The following is a 23,786-nucleotide window of genomic DNA, read 5'->3' on the forward strand; positions in this document are numbered from 1 at the left end:
CGTGCGCTGCCACCGCGTGACGCAGGCGCTCGCTTCGGATCACGTCAGGAGATCGAAACCGATTAGGGCAGCGTAGCAGATGGGTTTCACGAGCGAATCCGGCGCATCACGACGTTTCGCGACATTCTGCTGGCGCATTTGGAGGTGTCGACCCGGAGTTTGCCGGCGGAGCGATCTGGCGCGCTTTTTATGTGAGCTGTCATCGTTCTGTGCGAAGATCAGTGCTGTCCATCGCGCGACCGGCTGGTAAGGGGATCGCACGGCGGGCGCGTGCCCGGCCATCGCCTTCGTCCTCGGGTGACCTTGGGGTGACTCTCTGGCGCACCTGTTTGCGGATTCATGGAGCACTGACCAATGACCGACAGATTGCAAGCGTCCGTATATGTAGTGGTGCTGCTGCTGATTGTGGGCTGGGTGCTGTATATCGGGCGCGCGGTTTTCGTGCCGATCGTGTTCGGCGCGATCGCGGTATACGTGGTGGTCGACTTCACGCGGCTGCTGCAACGCATTCCGGTGATCGGCCCGCGGCTGCCGGTCCAGTTGCGCTACGGACTCTCGATGTTCCTGATCGGCGCCGCGATCTTCTTCGCGGTCGACATGCTCGTCGAGAACTACGACGCGCTCGTCGCGCTCGCGCCGCGCTACCAGGACTCGGTCCTGCTGATGATCCACAAGATTTCGACGCTGCTGCACCTCGAAAGCGAGCCGACGTGGGAATCGCTGCGGCGGAACATGCTCACACAGTTGAATATTCAGGCGATGGTGACCGGCATGCTGGCGTCGCTGTCGTCGGTGATCATCGACCTGTTCGTGATCGTGCTGTATGCGAGTTTTCTGCTGGTCGAGCGCCGGACGTTCGGCGACAAGCTGACGAACATGACCGCCAATTCGACCAACGCGGCGCGCATCCGGGGCGTGGTCACCGACATCAACCGGCGCATTGGCGCCTATCTCGCGCTGAAGACGTTCCTCGGCGTGCTGCTAGGCGGGATCTGCTGGCTCGCGATGCGCAGCGTCGGCCTCGAGTTCGCCGGGCTGTGGGCGATACTGACCGCGCTGCTGAACTACGTGCCCTATATCGGCTCGGTGCTCGCGATCGTGTTCCCGGTGCTGATGTCGGTGCTGCAGTTCGGCGACCTGAATTCGATCCTGGTCGTGCTGGTGTCGCTGACCGCGATTCACTTCGTGATCGGCAATATTCTCGATCCGTATCTGACGGGCAACTCCCTGAACCTGAGCCCGTTCGCGATTCTCGCGAGCATGGCCGTGTGGTCGGCTTTGTGGGGCGTGCCGGGCGCCTTTCTCGCGGTGCCGATCACCGCCAGCATGACGATCATTTTCTCCGAGTTCGAAATGACGCGGCCGGTGGCGGTGCTGCTGTCGAAAAACGGCCGGCTCACTTACGGCAAGACCGAACAGACCGCGTGAAGCGCCCACCATGGCGGACATATGATCGACCCGGCGCATGAAATGAAAACGGCCCGTGCGGAATAGTCCGCGCGGGCCGTCGAATGAAACACGTCTATCTCGACGCGTGCGGCTTGCCGCCGCCGCACGCTGTTGCCATCAGCGTTTAACGCTTGCTGCTTACTGCGAAGAACCCGGCCACGTCTGGCCGGTCGTCAGCCGGTGCTGATGTTGTAGGCGAACACGACGTTCTTCAGGTAGCCGCCGAACGCGTCGGTGTTCTCGCGGTATCGTCCACAGCACCGTTGCCATCTCTTATAAATCGAAAAATTTTCGATCGGCCTTTGACGCGAGGTTCACGCAAAGCCGTGCAACAATGGCCTCGGGTTGCGGTCAGGGCCAGGGGCCGCAGCTTGTGCGTCGTTCCATCAACACGAGGCCTGCCGCTCGATGACAAAGCCTGCCTGGACGCTCCTCATGGCCGCGATCGTTCTTGGCGCGGCGGCGGCCGGGCATCGGCTATCGGTTCTAACGCGAACATATGCCCGGCTCACACGACCCTGCAGTCCCGCCGACCCCCGTCTCGGGCGGCGCCGAAGCACTCGAAGACCCGGCGCTGCTGCGTCGCCTGCTGCGTGCGAAAGACCGCATCGATGCGGCCTCGCACGAAGCCTGGCCGGTGTGGCGCCTGGCTGAAGTCAGCGGCGTGTCGGCGGCGCACTTCGCGCGTTCGTTCAAGCGGGCCTTCGGCGTGCCGCCACACCGCTATCTGTTGACGCGGCGTATCGAACAGGCCACCACGCTTCTGCGTGACACCAACCTCGGCATTACGGACATTGCGTTCGCGACCGGCTGGGAAAGCCTCGGCACGTTCGGCCGCGTCTTTCGCGACATTACCGGCCTGAGCCCGAGCGAGATGCGCGTGCAGGCACGCGCCAATCCCGCTGAACTCGATCGCGTGCCCGCCTGCGTGCTGAAGGCCGCGCAACGCCCCGATCTGACGACCGCAGTTCTGGAAAAGCGCCGCCGCGCGGTCGGCGACACTGCCGAGCCTCCTACCAGCGAGACGTCGTGAATGAGGGAATCGATGTGGTCGGCGCGCACGTCGACGATCAGAAGGGACGCAGCGCTCGCGTTCGACGCGCGAGCGCCGCGACACCGATGCCCCGCTGCCTTTGCGAAGCGCTTTAGCGTCTCGCGGCCTCCGGCGGCGTCGCGTCGCCGACCGATCCGATCGGCGCGCTCGGTTACTCGGAGGACGAGATTCGCGCGGTCGTCGCCGAAACCGGCGCGCCAGCGTGCCGAAGGCCGGGCAAACGCCCGAACCTGCCGATCGCAGTTTTGGAGAAGCGCCGCCGCGTGGCCAGCGATACAGTCGAACCCTCAACCAGCGAGGGAGGAGTTATGAATCAGGGTATCAATGTGGTCGGTTTGTACGTCGACGATCAGGATGCGGCGCTTTCGTTCTACGTCGACAAACTCGGCTTTCGCGTCCACACCGACGTGCGCAACGGTGCTTACCGCTGGCTCACGGTCCAGCACCCGGAACAGCCGACTTTCCAGTTGGGACTGTTCGCGCCGGGGCCCCCGGTCCACGATGAAGCGACCGCGCAAACGCTGCGCGCGATGGTCGCGAAGGGGGCGATGCCGCCATTGGTGCTGTCCGTTGCCGACTGTCGCGCGAGCTACGAGCAATTGAAGGCGCGCGGCGTGGAATTCACGCAGGAGCCGGTGGATCGTTTTGGCAGCGTCGATGCGGGCTTTCGCGATCCGGCGGGCAATGGATGGAAGATGATCCAGGCGGCAACGGGCAAGTGAGCGTGAGCGATCCGCCGCGCGGGCGCGGCGCGCAGCCGCATACGGCCGGCGCTGCGTCGCACGATCGCGACGCAGCGCCGGCCGTCATCCCGGACCACTGGACTACCGCACTCTCACTGCTGATGCTGCTGCAGATACTGCCGAACGTCGTTCAACGTCACACGGCCCGAATGCGCGGTATCGATCTCGTCAAAATGCCTGGCGATATAGCCGAGCCCATTGCTTTGCGCCTGGGCCTTGGTGATCGACGAGCCGTTGCTGAGCACCGATTTCGCGCCCAGTCTGCTCTCCACACGCTGCTGAGCCTGCTGCTGCAGCGTCGAGCCGGTGGTCGGCGCGACCGCGTTGGCACGGTTATGAGGAAAGAACGGACCGTCCACGCCGTGTCCGCCGTTGGGTAGCGTCACGGGCGCCACCGGCTGGGGCGGCAACGCATGCGCACTGCCGACGATCACACCGAGGACGATCAACGCCAGAGTGCGTCGCAAGATATCGATTGAAGACATGATCATTCGCCATAAAAAGTAGTCAGAGGGTTTCGCGCGAAGCGAAACCACCATCGATCAGGGCGCGGCCGCGGCGAGCGCCTCGCTCGTCGGCGTAGCGGCTGACGCTTCGTCGGCCCACGGCTGAGGCAGCGTCGCGAGCGTCAGCGCGCCCGCTATCGGCGTGCCACCATAGAAGGCCGCGAGATCCGCCTTCATCTGCGGGCGCGCCACGTCATCCAGATAAATCATATGTCCGCCCTGGAAGAAGTTGACCTGCAGATTCGGGTTGAGACCCTGGACCGTCTTGAGCCGCGCGAGCTGCTTCTCGGTATTGAAGAACGGCGTGGCGAGATCGTGGAAGCCGTTTTCCGCCAGCACCTTCAGTTGCGGATTCAGCTTTAGCGCGCCGAGCAGATCGGGGATCGTGTCGGGCAGCGGCTGGCCGCCGTGCGAGAAATCCCACACCTCGATGATTGCGTCGTTCAGCGGCATGTACGCCGCGTTCGGCGCCGTGTAGCCGAGGTAATCCGGCATCTGTGTCGCCAATGCATTGGTGAATGGCAGTGAGATCAGGATGTCCGACGGGTCGCCGTCGCTCTGCAGACGCGAGTCCGAGTTGGGCAACGACACGCGACCATCGTAGCGGCCTATCGTCGAGCCTGGCACCAGCGTGAGGTTGAACGGATTGATGTTGAAGTAGCCCTGCATCGCCTGCAACGTGAGACCGGATTCGGCGTCCCAGAACTTCTCCAGCCACGTCGGCGGGAAGTTCGGCGGTCCCGCGTAGGTGGGCGCGCCGAGCTGGCTCAAGGTCCAGTACAGCGAATAATTCTTGAACAGGTTGTAGTTGGCGGTCACGAACGCCTCGCTGCGAAGCGCGTAGGTCGCCTGACTCACTGGCGCTGGCGATACCTGGTCGTAGTACGCCGCGACCTCGGCATAGCCAGGCATGTAGCCGCTCAATGTATCGGTTTCGAGCGCGAGCTGGTCGGGCGAACCCGTGATTGCCACCGCCTCGATCGCATCCGCGAAGTAGTTCAGGATCGAAGACTGCAGCGTGATCCCCGTCAGTTGCACGCCGGCCGATTCGAGCGCGAGCGCGAGGATGTCGGTGCGAGGCGTGCCGTACGATTCGCCGTACAGATAGATCGGCGAGCTGCTGCGTGAATTGACCGTCAGGTAGCGGATGATGAAGTCGCGCATGATGTTCGCGTCGGCATCGGTGCTCCAGTAGGTCTGGTTCGTGTTCGGCAGGATCGCTTCGGAGAGGCCCGTGCCCGGCGGATCGATGAACACGAGATCGGTCGTGTCGATCAGGCTCTCGGTGTTGTTCACAAGCGGATAGTTCGGCCAGCTGGTGCCGTTCAGCAGCGGATCGGTGGTCGCGACGCGCGTCGGCGCGAACGATCCGAGACGCAGCCAGATCGACGAAGAACCCGGCCCGCCGTTATAGACGAACGTCACGGGGCGCGGTTTGCCATTCGTGCTCGGCGCCGTGTAGGCCACGTAGGACATCGTCGCTTCGGGTGCGCCGCTCGTCAGATCCATTGCGGTCAGGTGGCCGGTGGTCGTCGTGTAATTGACGGTGGTGCTGCCGGACGTCCATTGGTAATGCATGATCGCCGCTTTCTCCGCGACCAGCGACGCGGCTATCCCGGACGTCGCACTCGTCGAATAGGTGGTGAGATCGGTGTAGGGCTGATTGGCGGATGGCGTCTGCGGCGCCGACGCCGCTTGCGCTTGATTGGCGACCTGCGCCATGCCGCTTGGTACCGTCGACGCCGACGAACCTCCGTCGCTGCCGCCGCATCCGGCGAGCATAACGATTCCGAGTGTCAGCGCGCTTAGCGCGGCGAGCCGGCCATGACGACGGACGCGACCATCGTCGGTACTCCTTCTGTCTGGTTTCATCTCGTTCCCTGGTGAGTGATACCGCTACACAAAGGCCGCTTTTCGCCGGTCGCGCGCATTGGAGATCGAATAACCCGCACACCGCACTCGATGGCACGCAGCGGTTGCATGGACAGCTTTTCGCAGTGCATTAATTCAAAATACTTTCATTAATATTTCCATTCGCTTTCTGAAATTACTAATTGAATGGATAAAGGGATTCCCTGTCGATTTATCTCGACATTTCAAGAGAAATTTAAAATTGAATCTTTCCGATGCTTACAGCAAGAGTGAAAATAGGATGCGAAATGCGGTTTTGTCAAGGATCAAGCGGCAATTATGCGATTCAGAATAAAGTCGGATCTTGTGGGGGAGTAGCGCTTTGAGATCGAGCGCTGGCGCGGTCGCCGCCGCATGGGGGGCAGAAAAACGCTGGTGGATTTATCCGAATTGCATTGAATGGCGACGAGGAACTGCGGATTTTCGTGGCTATGTCGTCGGAATTAATTGCGTTTGATAAATTAACTTAATGGTAAATTTAACCGGTGAAAATGCGTCCTCAATAGAATTAAAAAGGAGCGGGCTGGGGAATTTCCGTCCGGGCGGCGTCGATCGCTTCGGCGAGGGGGGCGGCGGAACGCCCGTCACGCTCGTGGCCGAATTCGGTACCACGTAACAATCACTGCCAGCAAGAACGCGACATAGGCGACTACGAACACCCAGCCCGGAAAGTCGTAATACAGCCAGGCGCTGACCCAGCGCTGTATGAACCCTTGCGGACCGACCGTTCCCGTGCGCAGACGATCCTCCAGAACGGTTAACGGGCACGGCACATTGAGCACCGCAAGGGTCGCCACGATACCGATGGCGAGAACATGTACCGTCCGGAATGTGCGATTGCGCGCCCACGGGAGTCCCAAACCGTGGGCGATCCAGATGGCGAACAGTCCGCCGACGATAAACACCACGATCAGCGCGTGCAGCACGAGAACAATATTGGCGAGCCAGATCATTCCGCTTCCATTGGGACTAGCCGCACGACACTCGCTTGACGATGCCGCAAGGACTCACTGCCCATTGCCATACAGATCGAGCAGCATCAACGTTACGCCATTGGTCCACCCGAAGCCGTCCTGCAGCGGATACTCGCCACCCCCGCCGCCGCCTTCGCCCGCGCCTTCCACGACGTACTTCTCGACGAGCTTGTGCTGCGTGTTGTAGACGTTCTCGACGTCCGCGAGAAAGCGCGTGCCGATCGGTTGCGCGAGGTCGGCGCGTCCGTAGCGCTTGAGGCCCTGAATCGCGATCCAGTGCAACGGCGCCCAGCCGTTCGGCGCGTCCCATTGCTGCGTGGTGTTATAGGTCGACGTCGTGAGGCCGCCCTGCTTGAGCAGCACATTCTGCACGGTCTGGGCGGTCTTCCACGCGCGATCGGGCCACGCCACGCCGGCCATCAGCGGATACAGCATCGCCGGTGTCTGGTTGTCGCGCGACTTGCCGAGTTGCCAGTCGTAGTCGCCGTAGTAGCCGTTGCGATTCCACAGATAGCGGTTGATGCCTTCCGCGCGCCGCGCCGCGTAGCCGATGAACTGCGCGACGCAACGGAAGTCGCGTGTCTCCGAGCAGCCGCGCGCGATTGTCGTCTCCAGATGGAACAACAGGCTGTTCAGATCGACCGGGATGATCGATGTCGTGCGCACCGTTGCGAGCGTCTGGTTGTCGCCGAACCAGCGTGAGCTGAAATCCCAGCCGCTTTCGGCGGTCGCGCGCAGATCGCGGTAGACCTGGTTGGCCGGCCGGCCGCTCGCCTGCGCGGTCTGCACGTCCTCGAGGTACGACTCGTCGCGCGGCGTGTCCAGATCGTCCCAGTAGCGGTTGAGCACGGTGCCATCGTTGAGCACGACCACATTGTGCGTAGCGCCGCCGCGCGGCGTGCTGGACGAGCCTTGCATCCAGTACGCGTACTCCTTGCGCAGCACGGGCAGGTACTTCTGATAAACCTTGTTGCCTTCCTTTTGCGCCGCGAGCTCCACCATATACGAGTAGAACGGCGGCTGCGAGCGGCTCAGATAGTACGTGCGATTGCCGTTCGGTATGTGGCCGAACGTGTCGATCATGTACGCGAAGTTGTCGAGCATATCGTCGACGAGATCTTCACGTCCGGACTCCTGCAGCCCAAGCATCGTGAAATAGGTATCCCAGTAGTAGCCTTCGCGAAAGCGGCCGCCCGGCACGACGTATGGTTTGGGCAGCGGGATCAGCGAGCTGTAGTCGGGCGCGCTCGTCGTCGTGCGCGTGAGGCCGTCCCAGAGCCAGTCGATGTGCTCGCGCAGACTCTGGTTCGGCGGCGGCGTGATGCTCTGATCGGGCGGCGGCGTGAAGTACTGGCTGACGAATTTCTGCAGCGAAAAGCCGGGCTGGTTCTTCTGCGTTTCGTATAGCTGGACGATCGCGACGGGATTGCCATTCGGCGTCGCGTCGACAAACGTCTTCTGGTCGGCGAAGATCTGCGCGGTTTGCACGGCGACGAACAGATCGCCGTACAGAATGTCTGGCGCCGGCGGCAGCGTGGCGCCCACCTGGGTATCGGCCAGACAGCTCGCGGATGAGAAGACGAGCGAGGCGATGCAGGCGACGCCGAGCGTGATCGGCGAACGCCGCGGCACGAAGTACTTACTTGAGCTGGGGAAGAGATGGGCGGTTGATGCGTTGCGGCTGCGAGACAGTGATTGAATGCTCATGATGCCTCCAAGGTTGTGGGCATTTCACTGGTCTCATCGCGTGCCATTCGCGGTCGTCTCCCGGCGACATGCGAGTCCGACACGAGGTGGCCGGATCAATGGCTCCGAAAGCATCGCACGCTTTCGAAGCATCAGGCAACTGCGGCGCAGCAGAGCGTGCATGCATTCAGCACGAAGAATGAAACGTGATGAACGAGGGAGAAGGTGCGCGTAATGGCGTATCCGCGCTTGCTTCGTGATTCGAAGCAATGGAAGCGTTGATCGCGAGCGATTGCGCGGCAGAAACCGCTCAGCGAGCAAGCGGCGTACCCGCGTCGACCATTCGGCAGGTCGGCGCGGGTACGCGAGAACAACGAGAAAATTACTGCGCGATAGGCTGAGTCACGTCCGTGCCGAACCAGTGCATCGAGATCTTCTTGAGCGTGCCGTCCTGCTTCATTTGGGTCAGCGCGTCGTCGAGTGCTTTCGCGAACTTCGGATTGTCCTTGCGGAACGGGATGCCCATTTCCTGCTCGGCGCCTTTCAGCACCGCGCCCGTACGCAACGGCAACTGCGAGTTCTTGATGATGTACGGCAGCATCAGCCGGTCGTCGATCGTCGCATCGATACGCCTGGCGGCGAGATCGCGCAGTTTCTCGGGCGCACCCGGATAAGTTTGCACGTTGATGCCAGGTACCGCTCGGGCCATCTGGTCGTAGTTGGTGCCGAGCGTCACGCCGATCTTCTTGTCGCCCTTGAATTCGTCGAGAGATTTGAACTCACGCTTGTCGTCCGCCCGTTGGATCAGCTGCGCGGCCGAGTACGTGTACGGCTGGCTGAAATCAAGAACCTGTTTGCGTTGCGGGGTAATGGTGACCTGATTGATGATCACGTCGAATTTGCCGCTCTGCAGCGCCGCGATAATGCCGCTCCACTCGGTCGGAATGAATACCGGCTTTACGCCGAGTTTCGCCGCCACGGCTTTCGCGACATCGACGTCGAAGCCTTCGAGCTCGCCGTCCTTGTTGCGCGAGTCGAACGGCGGATAGGTGCCTTCGAGACCGATCTTCAGGACTCCGGCCTGTTTGACCGAGTCGAGGAGATCTTCGGCATGAGCCGCGACCGCGGTAAAGCTAAGAGCCGAGAGCGCCAACGCGTTTATAAGCAGCTTCGAAAGTTTCATTGAGTGTCTCCTCTGTACTTGAGTATCAGGCTGCACAACGCAACGATTTCACCATCGTGTCGGCAACCCGGCAGTGTCGCTTCGTGGAACAAGCCGGGTTGCGCGCGTCATCCTAGCACTTCAAAAGTCGCCTGTTTGATCTTTGTTCGGAAGCGGCCGCGCGCGGATGAAACTCCGGCTTCGAAAAATCGCAGCGGCGCGATCTCGTGGTGGATAGACTGAATGCGATCGATGGACTCTATTGTCCTCATCCGACCGGCGCCTTCTATGTCTATCCGTCATGCGCGGATGTGATCGGGCGGCGTACGCCCGACGGACGCGTGATCCATGGCGCGCCACCCCTACGCTCTCACCACAGTCACCCCAGCCGCTTCGATCGGCTTCGTCAATTCCGCGCGGGTCTTCTTCTCGACCACGATGGTCTGCGCGAGTTTGATCTCGCCGATCACGAACCGCGATGCGGCGTTCAGTTTCGACGATGACGCGAGCACGACCGTTTCCGCCGCCCGCGCGGCGAGCGCGCGCTTGATCGCGGCTTCCTCGAAGTCACCGGTGCTCAGCCCAGCGCTGGGATGCACGCCGGTCACCCCCATGAAGTACAGGTCGGCATGGATGCGCGAAATGCCTTCCATCGCCGCGGCGCCGACGGCCACGATCGAATGTTTGTAAAGCCGGCCGCCAATCAGGATCACCTCGACACAAGGATGCGCGGCAAGCGCCGTGGCGACGCTCGGACTATGCGTGACGATGGTCGCGTGCAAATCGGACGGCAGCGCCTGGACCAATAGCGCCGACGTGGTGCCGCCGTCGACGATCACGGTTTGCCCTGGCGCGATCAGTTCGACCGCTCGCCGAGCGATGCGCCGCTTGGCGATCGTCTCGATGTCCTGACGCTGCTCGAATGACGCGAGCGCCACCGACGCGGGCAACGCGCCGCCGTGGACGCGCTGCAAGCGCCCCTGCGCGGCCAGTTCGCGTAGGTCGCGGCGGATCGTGTCTTCCGACACGCCAAACGCCGCGCTCAGCTCGCCTGCCAGGACCTGCCCGTTGCGCGCGAGTTCGTCGAGGATCGCTTTCTTGCGTTGGGTCGTCAACATTGCTTTGCATGAAATATCTTGAAACTGCACGAAGTTGCACGATACCATGAATCATTGTCCATGGTCGACAGGAGGCGCCATGACCGCAACGAAAGACCGGGTTCGCATCGTCGGAACGACCTTGCTATCCGACGACTGGTACACGCTGAAGAAGGTGACGTTCGACTTCCTGCGTCGCGATGGCACATGGCAGCGGCAGAACCGCGAGACCTACGATCGCGGCAACGGCGCGACGATCCTGCTGCACAGTCCGCGCACCGGCAACGTGATACTCACGCGACAATTCCGCATGCCCGCGTTCGTGAACGGTCACGACGGCATGATGATCGAAGCGCCGGGCGGGTTGCTCGACAACGCTTCGCCGGAAGAACGCATCCGGCTCGAAGTCGAGGAGGAAACGGGGTATCGCGTGGGTCAGGTCCACAAGATTTTCGAGGCCTACATGAGCCCGGGATCCGTAACCGAAAAGCTCTACTTCTATGTCGGCGAGTACGACGCGTCGATGCGGGTCAACGACGGCGGCGGCGTCGAGGATGAAGGGGAAGATCTCGAGGTGATCGAAATGCCGTTGCAAGCCGCGTTGCAAGCGGTAGACGCAGGGGAAATCGTCGACGGCAAGACGATCATGCTGTTGCAGTACGTCGCCTTGCGTGGGTTTGCGTCAGCGCGCGCAGCCTAGTTGCGTCGCGAGTTCGTGCAGATCGTCGACGATGAAGTCCCACGCCTCGTCCGCCTTCAGATCGCTCGCCTGTTGAGGGCCATGCTCGGTGGGCCGCACGACGAACGCGGTGCTCAAGCCGACGCGCCGGGCAGCGGCGAGATCGTTGTTATGCGCGGCCACGAGGCATAATTCGCGTCGCGCAATGCCGAGAATTTCCGCCGTTTCGCTATAGACCAGCGGCGAGGGTTTATAAGCGCGGACGACTTCGGCACCGAGAATGGCATCCCAAGGCAGACCGGCACGCTTCGCCATGTCCACCATCAGGCGAATGTTGCCGTTGGATAGCGGTGCGATGATGAAGCGCGCCTTCAGGCGCCGCAATGCGTCGACGGCATCGGGCCAGGGGTCCAGCCGATGCCAGGCCAGGTTCAACTCATCGATTTCCGGTTCGGGAACGTTGGCGATGCCGAAACGCGCCAGCACTTTGACGAGGTTTTCACGGTGCAGCACGTCGAGACGCACATACGGTCTGCGTCCGCTACGCACTTCTTCCATCGCGGGCGAATACTCGCGTCGCCATGCGTCCGCGAAGTCGGATGCGTCGAGATTCGGCGCGTGCCGCTGCAGAAACGGTTGCGCTTCGCGCGCGACGCCGCTTCGCCAGTCAACCACGGTTCCGAAGACATCGAACACGAAAGCTTTGATGGCGGTTTGATGTGTCGAGTCGATGCCCATGACCTTCCTTTGTGGCTCTGACAGGAACCACCCATCTTAGATGCGTGTCAGGAACTTCGCGCCAGACCTGGTAGGCAGTATGACTTCCTGCGGGACAGAGGCTGGCCTGCCGCAACGGAATCAAACGCGGGTTAGCATTGCTGTCAGAGCCGCACGGTGCGGACGTGCCGCACCCGGCGATTTCCGACGCGGAGGCCAGCATGGAGCACGATAGCACTCTTTACGTGGGTCTTGATGTTCATAAGGATTCGATCACGGTCGCCTATGCCATTGGTTCGGGCGAGGTTGAACTGCTCGGCAAGATCGGTACTACGCAGGCCGACGTGGAACGGTTGTGCAAGAGACTGCAATCTAAAGCGCGATGCGTCAGCATCGTCTACGAAGCCGGTCCGTGCGGATATGGGCTTTACCGGCAGCTTGTCCAGAAAGAATTCCAGTGCATGGTCTGCGCGCCCTCGCTGATTCCCCGCAAGCCAGGTGAGCACATCAAGACTGACAGACGTGATGCCGTCAAGCTCGTCCGATCGCTGCGTGCCGGCGACCTGTCGGCCGTATACGTCCCCAGCATCGACGATGAAGCATTCCGGGATCTGGCCCGCGCATGGGTGATTGCCAAGGACGACCTCAAGCGTGCACGGCAACGGGTAAAAGCCTTTCTGCTGTCGCACGGCGTGCGCTACACCGGCTCTGCCGACTGGGGGCCGGCGCACCGACGCTGGCTGAGCGCATACAGCTTCGACAGTGCGTGGCAGCAGTTTGCGTTTGAAGAGCTACGTCGCGCGATCGAAGACCGGCTCGCCCAATGTGACCGGCTGGAGTCCGCGCTGCGTGAGGCAGTCGTCAACTGGCGCTTCTATCCCGCCGTCCTGGGCCTGCAGGCAATGCGCGGTGTCCAGTTCACCACGGCAGTGGGCATGCTCGCCGAGCTGGGCGATCTCTCACGCTTCGTGCACCCACGCCAGTTGATGGCGTGGCTCGGGGTGACGCCGTCCGAGCACTCATCGGGCGGCAAGCGTCGTCAGGGCAGCATCACTAAAAGCGGCAACAGTTATGCAAGAAAGCTGCTAGTTGAAGCTGCATGGAGCTATCGCCACCCTGCGCGTGTGAGCCCCGATATTCAGCGTCGTCACGAAGGTCTGCCTAAACCGATTGTAGATCGAGCCTGGGACGCACAGGTGCGCTTGTGCCGACGCTATCGCAAACTCGTCGCGCGCGGCAAGCAGAAGAATATCGCCGTAGTCGCAGTTGCCCGTGAACTCAGCGGATTCATCTGGGACATCTGCCGGCTCTCCTTGTCGCTGGCCATACCGCGCGAGACACAGATGCCATGATGTACAGCAATGCCCTGCGTCTGCATCCACCGTAACGACACGTGCAGGAGTTTCCTGAAGGCGGCGTAGCCCGGCACACGAGTAACCCGCGACCAGGGTAGGCAACGGATCTCATCCGAATTGCGGTGGTAGGTAGCGGAAGGCTCATTGGGCGGACATCTGTAATGCGGTAGCCAATCCGCGGATATCAGCTTGATCCACCGTCGAGATTTACTGCTACGTCGCCCTCAGGAAATTCAAACATCGAAAACACAGAACCGATCATATTGACACGAGAAGTCATATCATCCTGGCGGCATGAAAAAACGCAGGCCCTACCCAACGGATGTATTGGATGAAAAGTGGTATTTCGCTGCTCCGTATCTGACCTTGATGAGCAAAGACGCCCCGCAGCGCCGCTACGAATTGCGCGAGATTGAATCTCTGCGGCTGCCTCTCCCCGCCTTCTGACGATCATTCGAGGGTCGGCGACTTCGTGATTCGGACCGCGGGCGCCGGTACGAGATATCGCCCCCCCGGCACGGCGGCGGCGATATGCAACGCACCGGTTTCGATACGGTCCAGCAAGCCGCGCAGTTTCAGGGCACGCTTTTCGACGCCATGCCACGACATCATTGCAAAGAGAAGTGTGAGGGCGAGGGAAATCGGAAAATGAACGTACCAGGTGAGGGCGGCCGGGGCAAGCATCGCGGCCACAGTTTGCTGTATCGGGAAACCGTAAAGAAAGATGCCGTATGAGTAGTCACCGCTTGCGACAAAGCGGTGGCGTCTTGGTTGCGTGAGTCCGAGAAAGACGGTCAGATAGGCGGCGGGCAGCGCCGCGAAGTAATCCGCGCCGCGAACGGATAGGCAAATCACTGCGACGAGGCCAGATAGCACACAGAGCCATGAACTCCAGACGATCCGGTTGCGGAACTGGTACGCGCAAACGCCATAGAAGAAACAGAGAACGAGCATCGGTCCGTGTACGGTCATACCAGCCGAACCGGAACGGTGCGCAAGCGCAACGAGTAAGACGTTCGCACCAATTGATGCGGCGAGTAAAAGATGCGGTCGTTGTGCCATGCCGGCATACGACGCAATAGTCAATGCGACGTAACAGGCTAGTTCGAACGGTAACGTCCACAATTGCTGATTGATTGCATCCGGCCAAGGATCGTTGGCGAACATACCTGGCAACGCGAAATGGACGTCTCCGAGAATGTTCAGGAAGTACGCCCGGAACTCGGGATCAGTGAAATATTGATGAAGTGGAAGCGTGGTAAAGAACGGCCCGATCAGCAATGCGGCGATCAGCGTGTCGACCGCCAATGCGGGTAGCAGCCGCAGTACCCGCAGCCCGCAGAAGGAAACGATCGTGCGGCAACGTTCGAAGCTGCCGGCAACCAGGAAACCGCTCAGAGCGAAGAACATTGGCAAGATTAGCGCGAGCGGTGCTCGTGCAGGCCCGGACCATACCGCTTGAGTGAACTTGTGACCATAACAGACGTTAATGGTGTGGCTCGCGACCACGAGGACGGCGAGCACGAGACGCATGTAGTCGAAACCCGATGGCCTGTTTTTCGCATCGGCAAGCCGCGATCCGAGTGTCGTTGCGAGTGGGGACATCACTCCGTCCTCCGTGGGGATGGGTCTTGTACAGCGGTGGCGGGTAGCCTGACGGTGAATGGCATCAGCAGATAATCAACCAGACCGTCAGGCTCATCAGTGTAGTCAAGACCGACCTCGGGCCATTCGCCTTTCTTCGGGAAGTGTGCGGTCCCAAACAATACGTCCCATAAGGTCACGACTGCAGCGAAATTTCGGTTGTAATGGCGCAACTCGACTGAATGATGAATTCGATGAAATCGATTGTCTGGGAACAGATAGGAAATCGGGCCAAAGCTGATGCGTGTATCGGCGTGCTCGAAGGTGCCCTGAATGAGTATCACCATGCCAATCAACGACCATAGGAATGGAGGATGGAAGTCGATCAGTAGTGCCATTGGAAGCGTGACAACGAGGGGACGGAGCAACTCCTCGGATACATGCATATTGCAGTTCCACACATTCATCTCGCGAATCGAATGGTGGACCTGGTGGAACCGCCATAAGAAACCGAACGTATGCTGCGCGCGATGGAACCAGTAGTACAGCAAATCACCAATCAGTATCGCCCCAGCGATAGCAAGGGCGATGCTGGTGGCGCGCCAGACTGGCCGCGGCGAATCCAATACGCCGTCAAGCGATATCGAGAAAAGCGGTCGGATATGCAGTGCGACGATCACAGAATGATAAAGTTCGAAGAAAAGCCCACCTATAAACAAATAACAAATGTGAAACAGAATACCGCGCGCGCGTGATGCAAACGACACCTTGCCATACGGCAGCATTATCTCGACGGCGACGCAGAGAATAGAGGCAACACCTACGCGCTCTCCCGCACGCAAGGTATGAGCAACATAAATCAACACATCGAACGTTTGCATCTTTTTCCCCGATTCGAGATGTGGAGGTCTTCGAATGCTGTGCTGCACAACGCTGCCATGAGGATGAGGATAGTGGGACACGGGTGCTCTCGGGGGCGCATCACACCGTCAGTTTCGGCCATCATTCAGCGGGTATTGCCTATATGTAATACGAATTATGTTTTATGGCCGTACGTAAACGGCGGTTTCAAGGTCGAAGCGCAACGGCGGGGTTAATGTTTAGAGCCTTGAGGTTGAACTGCTGAAGCAAGTGTTGGGGCAAAGACCTCGAATGGCGAATGGAAGGCGCGTTTGATCGTTTCGTGACGGTCTACGCGGCGAAATATCCGAAGGCAACGGAAACGTTGAAGAAGGACCGGGAAAGCCTGCTGGCGTTTTACGACTTCCCGGCTGAGCACTGGCAGCATTTGCGGACCACGAATGCGATTGAGTCGACGTTCGCGACGGTGCGACACCGTACGACGCGCACGCGCAACTGTGTGTCGCGACCCACCTTCCTTGGTCTGGCATTCAAGCTGATCGAGGAAGCCGAGAAAGCCTGGCGCCGCGTGAAAAGATCAAGCTGTTGCTGGAAGGCATTGCCTTCAGGGATGGCGAACCGGTGAAAGACGATCAACCGGTTCAGCAGAAACTCGCCGCCTGAAGTCCCTGCTCATCAAGTTGCCTATACACCATGCATGGACGCCCCCGGCTTGCCAAGTTCTCATTTGCAACGGATTGAAGGTAACGATTGCAGCCATGCATCCGGACTTCAATGGCCGGCGTAGGCCGGCGGTCCCTGATGCGTTGCAATCATCGATCATCTAAAAAGGACGGGGACGCTATGGCGACCGGGGACGCTTCGACCGCAACGCAGTCCGTATGGGGCGATGCATCTGCTAAACGAGTGTCAACCGTCTACGGGTTTTGCCTGGTCTCGTGCATGTCGATTCCCGCAACGCGGGCGCGTCGTGACAGTATGTCCAGCCCCTCCAGTTAAAGGCACACTCATCATGGCTACCGGAACCGTCAAATTCCACCGTGTTTTGCGCACGACGCCCGAGCATATCTATCGCGCATTCCTCGAACCCGCCGCGATGGCGAAATGGCTACCGCCGTATGGCTTCACCTGCGACGTGCATCAGATGGATGCGCGCGTCGGCGGCACTTACAGGATGTCGTTTCGTAACTTCGGCTCGGGCAAGGGGCACTCGTTCGGCGGCGAGTACATCGAACTGGTGCCGTTCGAAAAGATCCGCTATTCGGACCATTTCGACGACCCGAATCTGCCCGGTCAGATGCACACGACCGTTTCGTTGCGGCAGGTGTCGTGCGGGACCGAACTGAACATCGTGCAGGAAGGCATCCCCGAGATGATTCCGGTCGAGATGTGTTACCTCGGCTGGCAGGAGTCGCTCGCGCAACTGGCGAAGCTGGTCGAGCCGGAGATTGCAGACTGACATTCAATAACAGCCGCTTGCTCCGCCATCGAGCAAGTGACCCGAGGGCACTTATTCTCCCCGCCAAACGACCGTCCAGCGTTCAACCGCTTCGCGACGGATTGAATGCTATTCCCCGAGGTTTTCCGATTGGGCGCCGCCGAATCTCCGTTGCGGCGAGGCGTTCTCATCGTTGGCATTGTTTAAGCTTGAATTAAGCCACGCTACGTACTCTTCGGACCGAAGCATGAGACGACAACGGCCCGACGGGGCGCATTCTTTCCGTCGAGGTATGAGCGCGACAACTCGGGGCATTCCCAGACAGAAAGAGGTTGAGATGATGTACTTGATTACCGACCTGAAAATGGTCGAAAGCTACGGTCGCATCAAAGCTGACAGCGGCGATGATGCGCTGCATGAGTTTGCGGTCAGCGAGGGCTTCCTCGACCTGATGGAGTTCGCCTCCGCCCGACCCGCGTTCGCCAACGACTTGCTCGCTGTTCAACTGCAATAAGGCGACTGACGTGGCCATGACTTTGGGGCAGGCGCTGGTGCACGCTGAGCAGCCGGAAGTCTACGGTGTGATTTCCAGGGCGTCGCAGGCGCTCATCCGGCTGATGCAGGAATACCGAGCCGTAGTCGGTGTGGAACAATACGAGCAGGTCGCAAATATTCGTCGCTTTTAAACCTATGCTTTTCTACGGGCATCGACTGGCCGGACGTCGTGCGAAATCGCTCCAACTGACGAATGGACCCGTTCACTCAACCATGCGCACGATGCGCTGACCTTTACGGCATCGCGCGCTGAATCTCCGCACCGGGACTCGAGCTCGATACCCATCGAGCCGCTAAAAGATGAAACCGGTATTCACGAACTTCGAGTGATGATTCGTGACCATCGTATCGAGCAGCGTCTTGTTCAGGTCGGTCTCCTTGGCCGCGACCATGGAGCGAATCGAGAACGCGCGCAACGCATCGGTGACCGATAGCGTACCTTCCGCAGAATCCTTGCGGCCGGCAAACGGAAAGACGTCTGGGCCTCGCTGGCACTGGCTGTTGAGATTGACGCGGCACACCTGATTGACGAGCGGGTCGACCAGGGAGCCAATTTGGGCAGCGTCGGTGCCGAAAATGCTGACCTGCTGACCGTGGTCCGAAGTGATGACATACTCGAGTGGTGTATCGATGTCATCGAACGGCACGACTGGGATGATCGGTCCGAACTGCTCCTCACGATAGAGCATCATCCCTTCCTTCACGGGGTACACCACGGCCGGATAGAAAAGAGTTTTGCAGAACACGCCGCCACCTTCGTTCACGACCGCCGCGCCTTTCGCTTTCGCATCGTCAATTGCCTGAGTCATGTAGGCCGTGCGATGCATCCCCGGCAGCGGTGTAATGGACACACCCTGTTCCCACGGCATGCCGACCTTGAGATTTTTGAGCGCTGCGTTAAAGCGCTGAAGAAACGTATCGGCGATCGAGCGGTGCACCATCAATATCTTGAGCGCTGTGCACCGTTGACCATTGAACGACAACGTACCGAGCAGACATTCCTTCACGGCGAGGTCTATGTCGGCGTCAGCCAACACAATCGCGGCGTTTTTGGCGTCAAGGCCGAGAACGGCGCGTAGCCGATGCGACTTTGGGTGCTGTTTTTTCAGGTGGTCTGCAACCTTGCTTGAGCCGATGAGGGCAAGCACGTCGATCTTTCCTGAGGCGAGCATGTGTGGCACCACCACCGCACCCGGTGCATAAATCGTGTTGACGACGCCTTTCGGGAAAGCAGAGCGGAAAGCCTCGAGCAGTGGAAAGAACAGCAGCGTGCCATATTGGGGCGGCTTGAACACGACGGTGTTGCCCATCAGCAATGCGGGAATGAGCGTCGCGAACGTTTCGTTCAGCGGATAGTTGTAAGGCCCCATGCACAGCACGACGCCCAGCGGGGTGCGGCGAATCTGGCCGATGGTTCCCTCGGCGATGACAAAGCGCGAGTTGCTATTGTCTAGCTCCTTGAGCGCCGAGATAGTGTCTTGCATATAGCTGATGGTGCGGTCGAACTCCTTCTGCGAATCGGCAAGGCTCTTGCCGATTTCCCACATGATCAGATTCACAATCTCATGGCGCCTGGCCGCCATGAGACGAATGAAGTCTTGCATGCAGCCGATGCGCTGCGCGACTGTCATCGTTGGCCACTCACCGCGGCCGTGATCGTAGGCTCGCACGGCCGCGTTCAGCGCGGCATCGCTCTCGACCTCGCCCATGACCGGATAACTGCCAATGACGACCTGTTCAGCGTCGCCGGAGGCTTGTCGCACGCAGACTGGCGACTGCACGTTCTTGCAGGCGCCATCCCATGCTTTCAGTTCTCCATCGACGAGCGAGACGCGCTGATGAATCGGCTCCGCGAGGCGGGCGGAATCGGGAATATCGTCGGTGACTGGAAACAACTGCCAGAGGTTCTCGAAGTCAATATTTGCCACGTTTCGCTCCTATGTTCGTGCAGTACGCGGTGGTCCGCCAGGAGTTGGGGATTGCTCGAACGCAATCAATGCGACCGTGCCTACCCGCTGGTGACGTAACGGTACCTGTCGGACCGATCATTGGGTCGTGCGCAAGCGACTGTGCCGGTGTTTGGTGGCTGTGCTTCGCGGCGGGCGCAAGACACAGAGAGAAGCATACCTAATGGCAGAGAACAGAGTTGAAGACGAACCGTGTTCAACACCTGATGAACGGTGAAGTCGGTTCCGACAGTGATATCACGTGGCGCGGCACCGCCGAGCTTGCGGGCGAGCCTAGTCAGCAGCTGCGGAAATGTCCTCGTAACCGGATTCGATTAGATTCGTCATCGTGGTCTGCAGTTCGACCAACGGCGTAGCGGTCACTGCGGTCGCTACCCCGTCGGATTTCGGAAGCAGTCCGGCGAATGCCGCCATTCCCGTCCCGCATGCTGTTAGGAGTATGGTGGCAGCAAGTACGGCTGCACTGCCGCGCAGCGCTTGCTTGGGAGCGAAGTCCGCAAAACATCGCATCATGGCTATCTCCGGTTGACGCAGTTTCTGGATGCAAAGACCGTGCCGACGGAGGGGCTGTCAGGCAAGCGTGCCGCTAACGGGCTGCGTAGGCGTTGAATGCTCGCGTGACAGTGGCGACATGGACTCGGTGGTGGGACTCACCCTACACTTTGACCGGGCAGCGACGGTCCGAAACCAACACTTCGCTGCGGAGAATTGCGCCCGCGTGTTCCTGAACATTGCCCGGCAAGCGTTCAGGGATTGTCCTGTGCCGCTCGCTTGACCAACCGTATGTGCGAGGCAGCGAGGAACCCGGCGATAGTTCACTTGTTGCGAAGTCCACGTGACACTTCTGCGGCGTACGCACCGATATACTGTTTCCTCCTACCGAACAGCTGTACTAACATCGAGTAACGGTTCGAGCATTGACGACCGGGCGGGGCTGGGGAGCGAGTGTGTTTTCCCCTTGGAGAGCCAGGATGAAAGAAAACTCATCTCGTGAAATCGTCGAACTGCTGACAAAAGTGGTCGGGCGCAGCGCCACGCATGTACCCAGGGGGCAGGGCCGCCGCAGTGCCTCAAAAGCGATCGACCGGCTTGAAGAGATCAAACGGAACGCCGCGTTTGCTCGCCAATACGAATCAGCACCGGAACCACTACGCGAATTGGTGATGAGGCGGGCCGTAGAAGTCCACGACCTGGCGATTGCACGAGATTACGCGAGCGCCCTCAATGCCCTCAGTGCGGTTGTCGATTTCCTCTATCAACATCTTGTAGACGACTCCGGCTCAGCAACGCCGCCGAGCAAACTGGCAAGCATCGATTTGAATGCGGTTCACCGGGCTCTTCAATTCGGAGGTCTTCCGGGACAGTCGCAACAGGACCCAGATGACGACAACCCACCGCCAGTGCGTCGCTGAACTTGCCAAGGGATAATCTCCGATGCTCTCGGGCCTATCGAAACTGCTGGACAAAGCATTTATCCTCGGCTTCTTTTTGCCGGCCCTGCTTGGCTTTACAGGCTTTCTCGCGGCAAACGCCGATATCCCGGCATTTTGCGATTTGCTACACAAAGCGACCTCGGACAGCGACAAGGTTGGAAGCCTGTTCTCTTTCCTCATCATCGTATGGGTCCTATCGCTGATCCTGTTGGTATTGAACAACTGGTTTTATCAGGTTCTCGAAGGATACAAATGGCCATTCAATCGCGAGGCCTGGAAGCGCGATGAGCGAAATCGCCGCAATCGTCAGCTGGACCTCATAGAACGCCTCCGTACGGAACTCGCTACAGAGAACAGTACAATCGAGCGGCTTAAAGCCTCAAAGGAATCGTTGGAATACAGAAAGGCTGAATCGAACCGAGCCACCGTAAGGGCGAGGCTGTACCGCAACCAGGAGCGGAACGCCCGTGATTTCCCCCGGCATGAAAATCTCGTTCTTCCTACGGCCTTTGGGAACACGTTGCGTGCATTCGAGGGTTACTCGAGCGAAGTCTATAAGGTTGACAGCATATTCGTATGGCCGCGTCTTCTTGCAGTCATCCCAAAGGACTATCAGGCAATCATTGCGGATTCGAGAGCTCCAGTTGACTTTCTGGTCGGACTCGTCGTTCTGGGTACCTTTACGTCCATCTTTACCTTGGTGCGAGCGATTGACATCTGGCTTGCGGACGGACTGTCCGGTAATTACCTGTTGGCGGATCTTTTTCAGAACGCTGCGATTGCGGCCGCCATTGCGGCAATTGCGTATCGGCTTGCGATTCTTGAGGCAAGAAGCTGGGGCGACGTTGTCAAATCAGCGTTTGACCTTTATCTGCCGGCACTCGCTGAGAAGTTAGGTTTTGTTCTCCCGACGTCCCAGGCCGCACAGCGGGAGTTCTGGGCGGCATGGAGCACGCAGTTCCGCTTCCATGCACCGGCAAATACCGCGTGGTGGACACGTATCAAGCCGGTGACGCCAGCAGCAACGACGAAGGCGGATTGGGAGGCGACAGACTCGGCAGGCGAAACCGACGAGGTGCGCGGAGGTTGACTGTCGAATTCGCGATTCGTGTCGAGCAGCGCTTCTGTTTGCGGACTGACAGCGACCAGAGGCAATTGCGCTGCGTCTTATCCGACCTGCAGTTACGTGCATCATGACGCCACAGTTCGATACCGATTTACGGACCAGACTGGTCAGGGTATATGGTCACGTGCAGGGGGTGGGTTACCGGCAGGCTTGCATCAACGAGGCCACGGCTCGAGGCATCACGGGTTGGGTGCGCAACCGGATGGACGGTTCGGTCGAGGCTGTGTTGCAAGGACACGCTGAAGAACTCGAGCGAATCTGCGATTGGCTGGTTGACGGTGCGCATGCAGCTCTGGTGGACCGTCTGGAAGTCCAGGAACTATCGCCACCAGTAGCCAGGTTCGATGAATTCAAGCTCGCCGCGACGGTCTAGTTGAGTTGAGTTGAGTCAACCCGCTCGCCCTAAGGCTTGAGTGCGGAAGCCAGAACGCAGCTCATCGGAAGCCGCAGGTCCCCAGTATCGCTGCGATACGCCTGCGCCTCGTGTGCGACGGCCCGTTCAATAGACGCGAGCGCGGCCGGCGTCTGCGCGTGTAGCAACGCGGAAACCCGCACGCCACCACGCAGGAGTGCATGAAAAGGTGTAGTGGGAGCACGAAGCACGAGCGTGAGGTCCAACTCCCGCACCTCCGGTTGGACGAACCCGGCATCGAGTAACAGGCGCTTCGATTCCTCCCAATCGCTGAATCGGAAGAAGGGTGGTCCCGGCGGGACGGGTACGTCGGTCGTCCCGTGCTCCTCGATCGCCTTCAACACCATGCCGAAGCCAACCGCCTTGTTCGGTGTCGCCCATACCGTGAAGGCGATTCTGCCGTTAGGTTGCAGTACACGAAACGCCTCCGCGAGTGCGCGCTCGGGGTGCGCAAAGTGCAACATTCCGAAGCTGATCCCCACCGCCGAAAAGCTTGCGTCGGGAAATGGCAAATCCTCCGCGTCGCCGACGCGGAACTCAAGTGCCGGAAAGACGCGTCTCGCCTTGTCGACCATCGCGACCGAGAAATCCACCCCGGCGACATCCGCGCCGCTGCGCGCGGCGGCCGCCGCGAGGTAGCCCGGGCCGCAGGCGACGTCGAGAAAACGGGCTCCGCGCCGAATGCAGAGGGTCTCGAGCATGGCCTGGTTCGACTGGGCGGTCAAATCACCAAAATACTCATGATAGGCCTGCGCGACCCGCTCCCAACCTTCGTGCTCGAAGGTACTGAAGTCGAGTTGTCCCATGCTTACCCCCACCGGTTTTACACGTTGGCAACCTTTAGCGCATGCCTATGTTCCTCGTAATCCGTATGTCTGGCTATCGGGGAAACAATCCAGGCGGCGACAGAGAAAGCGAACGAATGTGTGGTGCGACGCACAACCAACGTCGTCTAAAGCCGCCAGACTTTCGCGCGTCGGCGCTGGCTGACGCACCCCCACGAACCGATACGCCTGCTTTCTCTCTGGCGCTTCGCATTTCAGCGCCAGGTCGCGAAACGCATCACTTGCGTTAGAC

22 protein-coding genes and 2 pseudogenes are annotated in these 23,786 nt (G+C 59.9%); 13 read left to right on the forward strand and 11 right to left on the reverse strand.

The features are described from left to right. Window positions 1-354: 354 nt before the first annotated feature. From OKW37_RS39020 to OKW37_RS39030, 3 genes are all read left to right on the forward strand, one after another. Window positions 355-1,428, forward strand: coding sequence for an AI-2E family transporter (locus OKW37_RS39020; RefSeq protein ID WP_184061789.1), 1,074 nt, complete (start codon window positions 355-357; stop codon window positions 1,426-1,428). Window positions 1,429-1,948: 520 nt separating this feature from the next. Then, window positions 1,949-2,482 (forward strand): helix-turn-helix transcriptional regulator, encoded by a 534-nt coding sequence (locus OKW37_RS39025; RefSeq protein ID WP_429402007.1) that lies wholly within the window; start codon window positions 1,949-1,951, stop codon window positions 2,480-2,482. A 329-nt stretch (window positions 2,483-2,811) separates the two neighbouring features. Next, window positions 2,812-3,225 (forward strand): VOC family protein, encoded by a 414-nt coding sequence (locus OKW37_RS39030; protein ID WP_090810736.1) that lies wholly within the window; start codon window positions 2,812-2,814, stop codon window positions 3,223-3,225. A gap of 113 nt (window positions 3,226-3,338) precedes the next feature. Here OKW37_RS39030 and OKW37_RS39035 read toward each other — a convergent pair whose 3' ends face one another. The 6 genes from OKW37_RS39035 to OKW37_RS39060 all read right to left on the reverse strand — a co-directional run bounded on the left by OKW37_RS39035 (window position 3,339) and on the right by OKW37_RS39060 (window position 10,603). Further along, a complete protein-coding gene (locus tag OKW37_RS39035) occupies window positions 3,339-3,737 on the reverse strand; it encodes a 2-oxoglutarate dehydrogenase (RefSeq protein WP_184061791.1) in 399 nt (132 codons plus the stop codon). A 51-nt stretch (window positions 3,738-3,788) separates the two neighbouring features. Further along, complete coding sequence (locus OKW37_RS39040) at window positions 3,789-5,624, reverse strand: S10 family serine carboxypeptidase-like protein (RefSeq protein WP_429402005.1); 1,836 nt, start codon at window positions 5,622-5,624, stop codon at window positions 3,789-3,791. A 623-nt stretch (window positions 5,625-6,247) separates the two neighbouring features. Beyond that, on the reverse strand, window positions 6,248-6,616 hold the full coding sequence (locus tag OKW37_RS39045; RefSeq protein ID WP_187612313.1) for a DUF2784 domain-containing protein: 369 nt from the start codon (window positions 6,614-6,616) through the stop codon (window positions 6,248-6,250). Between the two features lie 54 nt (window positions 6,617-6,670). Further along, entirely contained in the window at window positions 6,671-8,344 is a 1,674-nt protein-coding gene (gene treA / locus OKW37_RS39050; RefSeq protein WP_429402002.1) for an alpha,alpha-trehalase TreA, read from the reverse strand. Between the two features lie 361 nt (window positions 8,345-8,705). Continuing rightward, complete coding sequence (locus tag OKW37_RS39055) at window positions 8,706-9,506, reverse strand: transporter substrate-binding domain-containing protein (RefSeq protein WP_018422645.1); 801 nt, start codon at window positions 9,504-9,506, stop codon at window positions 8,706-8,708. A gap of 341 nt (window positions 9,507-9,847) precedes the next feature. Then, window positions 9,848-10,603 (reverse strand): DeoR/GlpR family DNA-binding transcription regulator, encoded by a 756-nt coding sequence (locus OKW37_RS39060; RefSeq protein ID WP_429402000.1) that lies wholly within the window; start codon window positions 10,601-10,603, stop codon window positions 9,848-9,850. Between the two features lie 79 nt (window positions 10,604-10,682). Here OKW37_RS39060 and OKW37_RS39065 point away from each other — a divergent pair, with 79 nt between their 5' ends. Next, the gene (locus tag OKW37_RS39065) at window positions 10,683-11,282 is read left to right on the forward strand and encodes an NUDIX domain-containing protein (protein ID WP_429401998.1); all 600 of its coding nucleotides are present in this window, start codon (window positions 10,683-10,685) and stop codon (window positions 11,280-11,282) included. Here the strand turns inward: OKW37_RS39065 and OKW37_RS39070 are convergent. Continuing rightward, window positions 11,265-11,999, reverse strand: coding sequence for a haloacid dehalogenase type II (locus OKW37_RS39070; protein ID WP_429401996.1), 735 nt, complete (start codon window positions 11,997-11,999; stop codon window positions 11,265-11,267). The two genes, OKW37_RS39065 and OKW37_RS39070, sit on opposite strands and share 18 nt — an antisense overlap. A gap of 200 nt (window positions 12,000-12,199) precedes the next feature. Between OKW37_RS39070 and OKW37_RS39075 the strand changes: the two genes are divergently transcribed. Together OKW37_RS39075 and OKW37_RS39080 are read left to right on the forward strand one after the other, a co-directional pair. Continuing rightward, window positions 12,200-13,330, forward strand: a complete 1,131-nt coding sequence (locus tag OKW37_RS39075) for an IS110 family transposase (RefSeq protein ID WP_090812607.1) — start codon at window positions 12,200-12,202, stop codon at window positions 13,328-13,330. Window positions 13,331-13,627: 297 nt separating this feature from the next. Continuing rightward, window positions 13,628-13,747, forward strand: a pseudogene (locus tag OKW37_RS39080) (IS5/IS1182 family transposase); the annotation flags it as partial. Window positions 13,748-13,783: 36 nt separating this feature from the next. Here OKW37_RS39080 and OKW37_RS39085 read toward each other — a convergent pair. Together OKW37_RS39085 and OKW37_RS39090 are read right to left on the reverse strand one after the other, a co-directional pair. Continuing rightward, window positions 13,784-14,938 carry an acyltransferase family protein gene (locus OKW37_RS39085; protein ID WP_429401993.1) on the reverse strand — a complete coding sequence of 385 codons (1,155 nt, stop codon included), beginning with the start codon at window positions 14,936-14,938 and terminating at the stop codon, window positions 13,784-13,786. Beyond that, window positions 14,938-15,879, reverse strand: coding sequence for a sterol desaturase family protein (locus tag OKW37_RS39090; protein ID WP_429401991.1), 942 nt, complete (start codon window positions 15,877-15,879; stop codon window positions 14,938-14,940). Before OKW37_RS39090 ends, OKW37_RS39085 begins: the two co-directional genes overlap by 1 nt. Before the next feature lie 206 nt (window positions 15,880-16,085). On the opposite strand from OKW37_RS39090, the pseudogene OKW37_RS39095 reads away from it, so the two are divergent. The 4 genes and pseudogenes from OKW37_RS39095 to OKW37_RS39110 all read left to right on the forward strand — a co-directional run. Continuing rightward, window positions 16,086-16,441: pseudogene (locus OKW37_RS39095) on the forward strand (transposase); the annotation flags it as partial. 349 nt (window positions 16,442-16,790) lie between these two features. Further along, complete coding sequence (locus tag OKW37_RS39100) at window positions 16,791-17,237, forward strand: SRPBCC family protein (RefSeq protein WP_429401989.1); 447 nt, start codon at window positions 16,791-16,793, stop codon at window positions 17,235-17,237. A 316-nt stretch (window positions 17,238-17,553) separates the two neighbouring features. Beyond that, window positions 17,554-17,730, forward strand: coding sequence for a hypothetical protein (locus OKW37_RS39105; protein ID WP_184005448.1), 177 nt, complete (start codon window positions 17,554-17,556; stop codon window positions 17,728-17,730). A 10-nt stretch (window positions 17,731-17,740) separates the two neighbouring features. Further along, window positions 17,741-17,902, forward strand: coding sequence for a hypothetical protein (locus OKW37_RS39110; RefSeq protein ID WP_429402548.1), 162 nt, complete (start codon window positions 17,741-17,743; stop codon window positions 17,900-17,902). Window positions 17,903-18,064: 162 nt separating this feature from the next. On the opposite strand, the gene OKW37_RS39115 is transcribed toward OKW37_RS39110, so the two are convergent. Then, on the reverse strand, window positions 18,065-19,699 hold the full coding sequence (locus tag OKW37_RS39115) for an NADP-dependent glyceraldehyde-3-phosphate dehydrogenase (RefSeq protein ID WP_316251985.1): 1,635 nt from the start codon (window positions 19,697-19,699) through the stop codon (window positions 18,065-18,067). 1,010 nt (window positions 19,700-20,709) lie between these two features. On the opposite strand from OKW37_RS39115, the gene OKW37_RS39120 reads away from it, so the two are divergent. The 3 genes from OKW37_RS39120 to OKW37_RS39130 all read left to right on the forward strand — a co-directional run bounded on the left by OKW37_RS39120 (window position 20,710) and on the right by OKW37_RS39130 (window position 22,670). Next, window positions 20,710-21,150, forward strand: a complete 441-nt coding sequence (locus tag OKW37_RS39120; RefSeq protein ID WP_429401987.1) for a hypothetical protein — start codon at window positions 20,710-20,712, stop codon at window positions 21,148-21,150. Window positions 21,151-21,172: 22 nt separating this feature from the next. Further along, a complete protein-coding gene (locus OKW37_RS39125; RefSeq protein ID WP_184061801.1) occupies window positions 21,173-22,261 on the forward strand; it encodes a hypothetical protein in 1,089 nt (362 codons plus the stop codon). 103 nt (window positions 22,262-22,364) lie between these two features. Then, window positions 22,365-22,670, forward strand: a complete 306-nt coding sequence (locus OKW37_RS39130; protein WP_090810768.1) for an acylphosphatase — start codon at window positions 22,365-22,367, stop codon at window positions 22,668-22,670. Between the two features lie 29 nt (window positions 22,671-22,699). Here the strand turns inward: OKW37_RS39130 and OKW37_RS39135 are convergent, their stop codons facing one another. Continuing rightward, window positions 22,700-23,515: a class I SAM-dependent methyltransferase gene (locus tag OKW37_RS39135; protein WP_429332636.1), complete on the reverse strand. Its 816-nt coding sequence runs from the start codon at window positions 23,513-23,515 to the stop codon at window positions 22,700-22,702. Between the last annotated feature and the right edge of the window lie 271 nt (window positions 23,516-23,786).

The organism is Paraburkholderia sp. MM5482-R2, from assembly GCF_050436125.1.
GTDB lineage: Bacteria > Pseudomonadota > Gammaproteobacteria > Burkholderiales > Burkholderiaceae > Paraburkholderia > Paraburkholderia tuberum.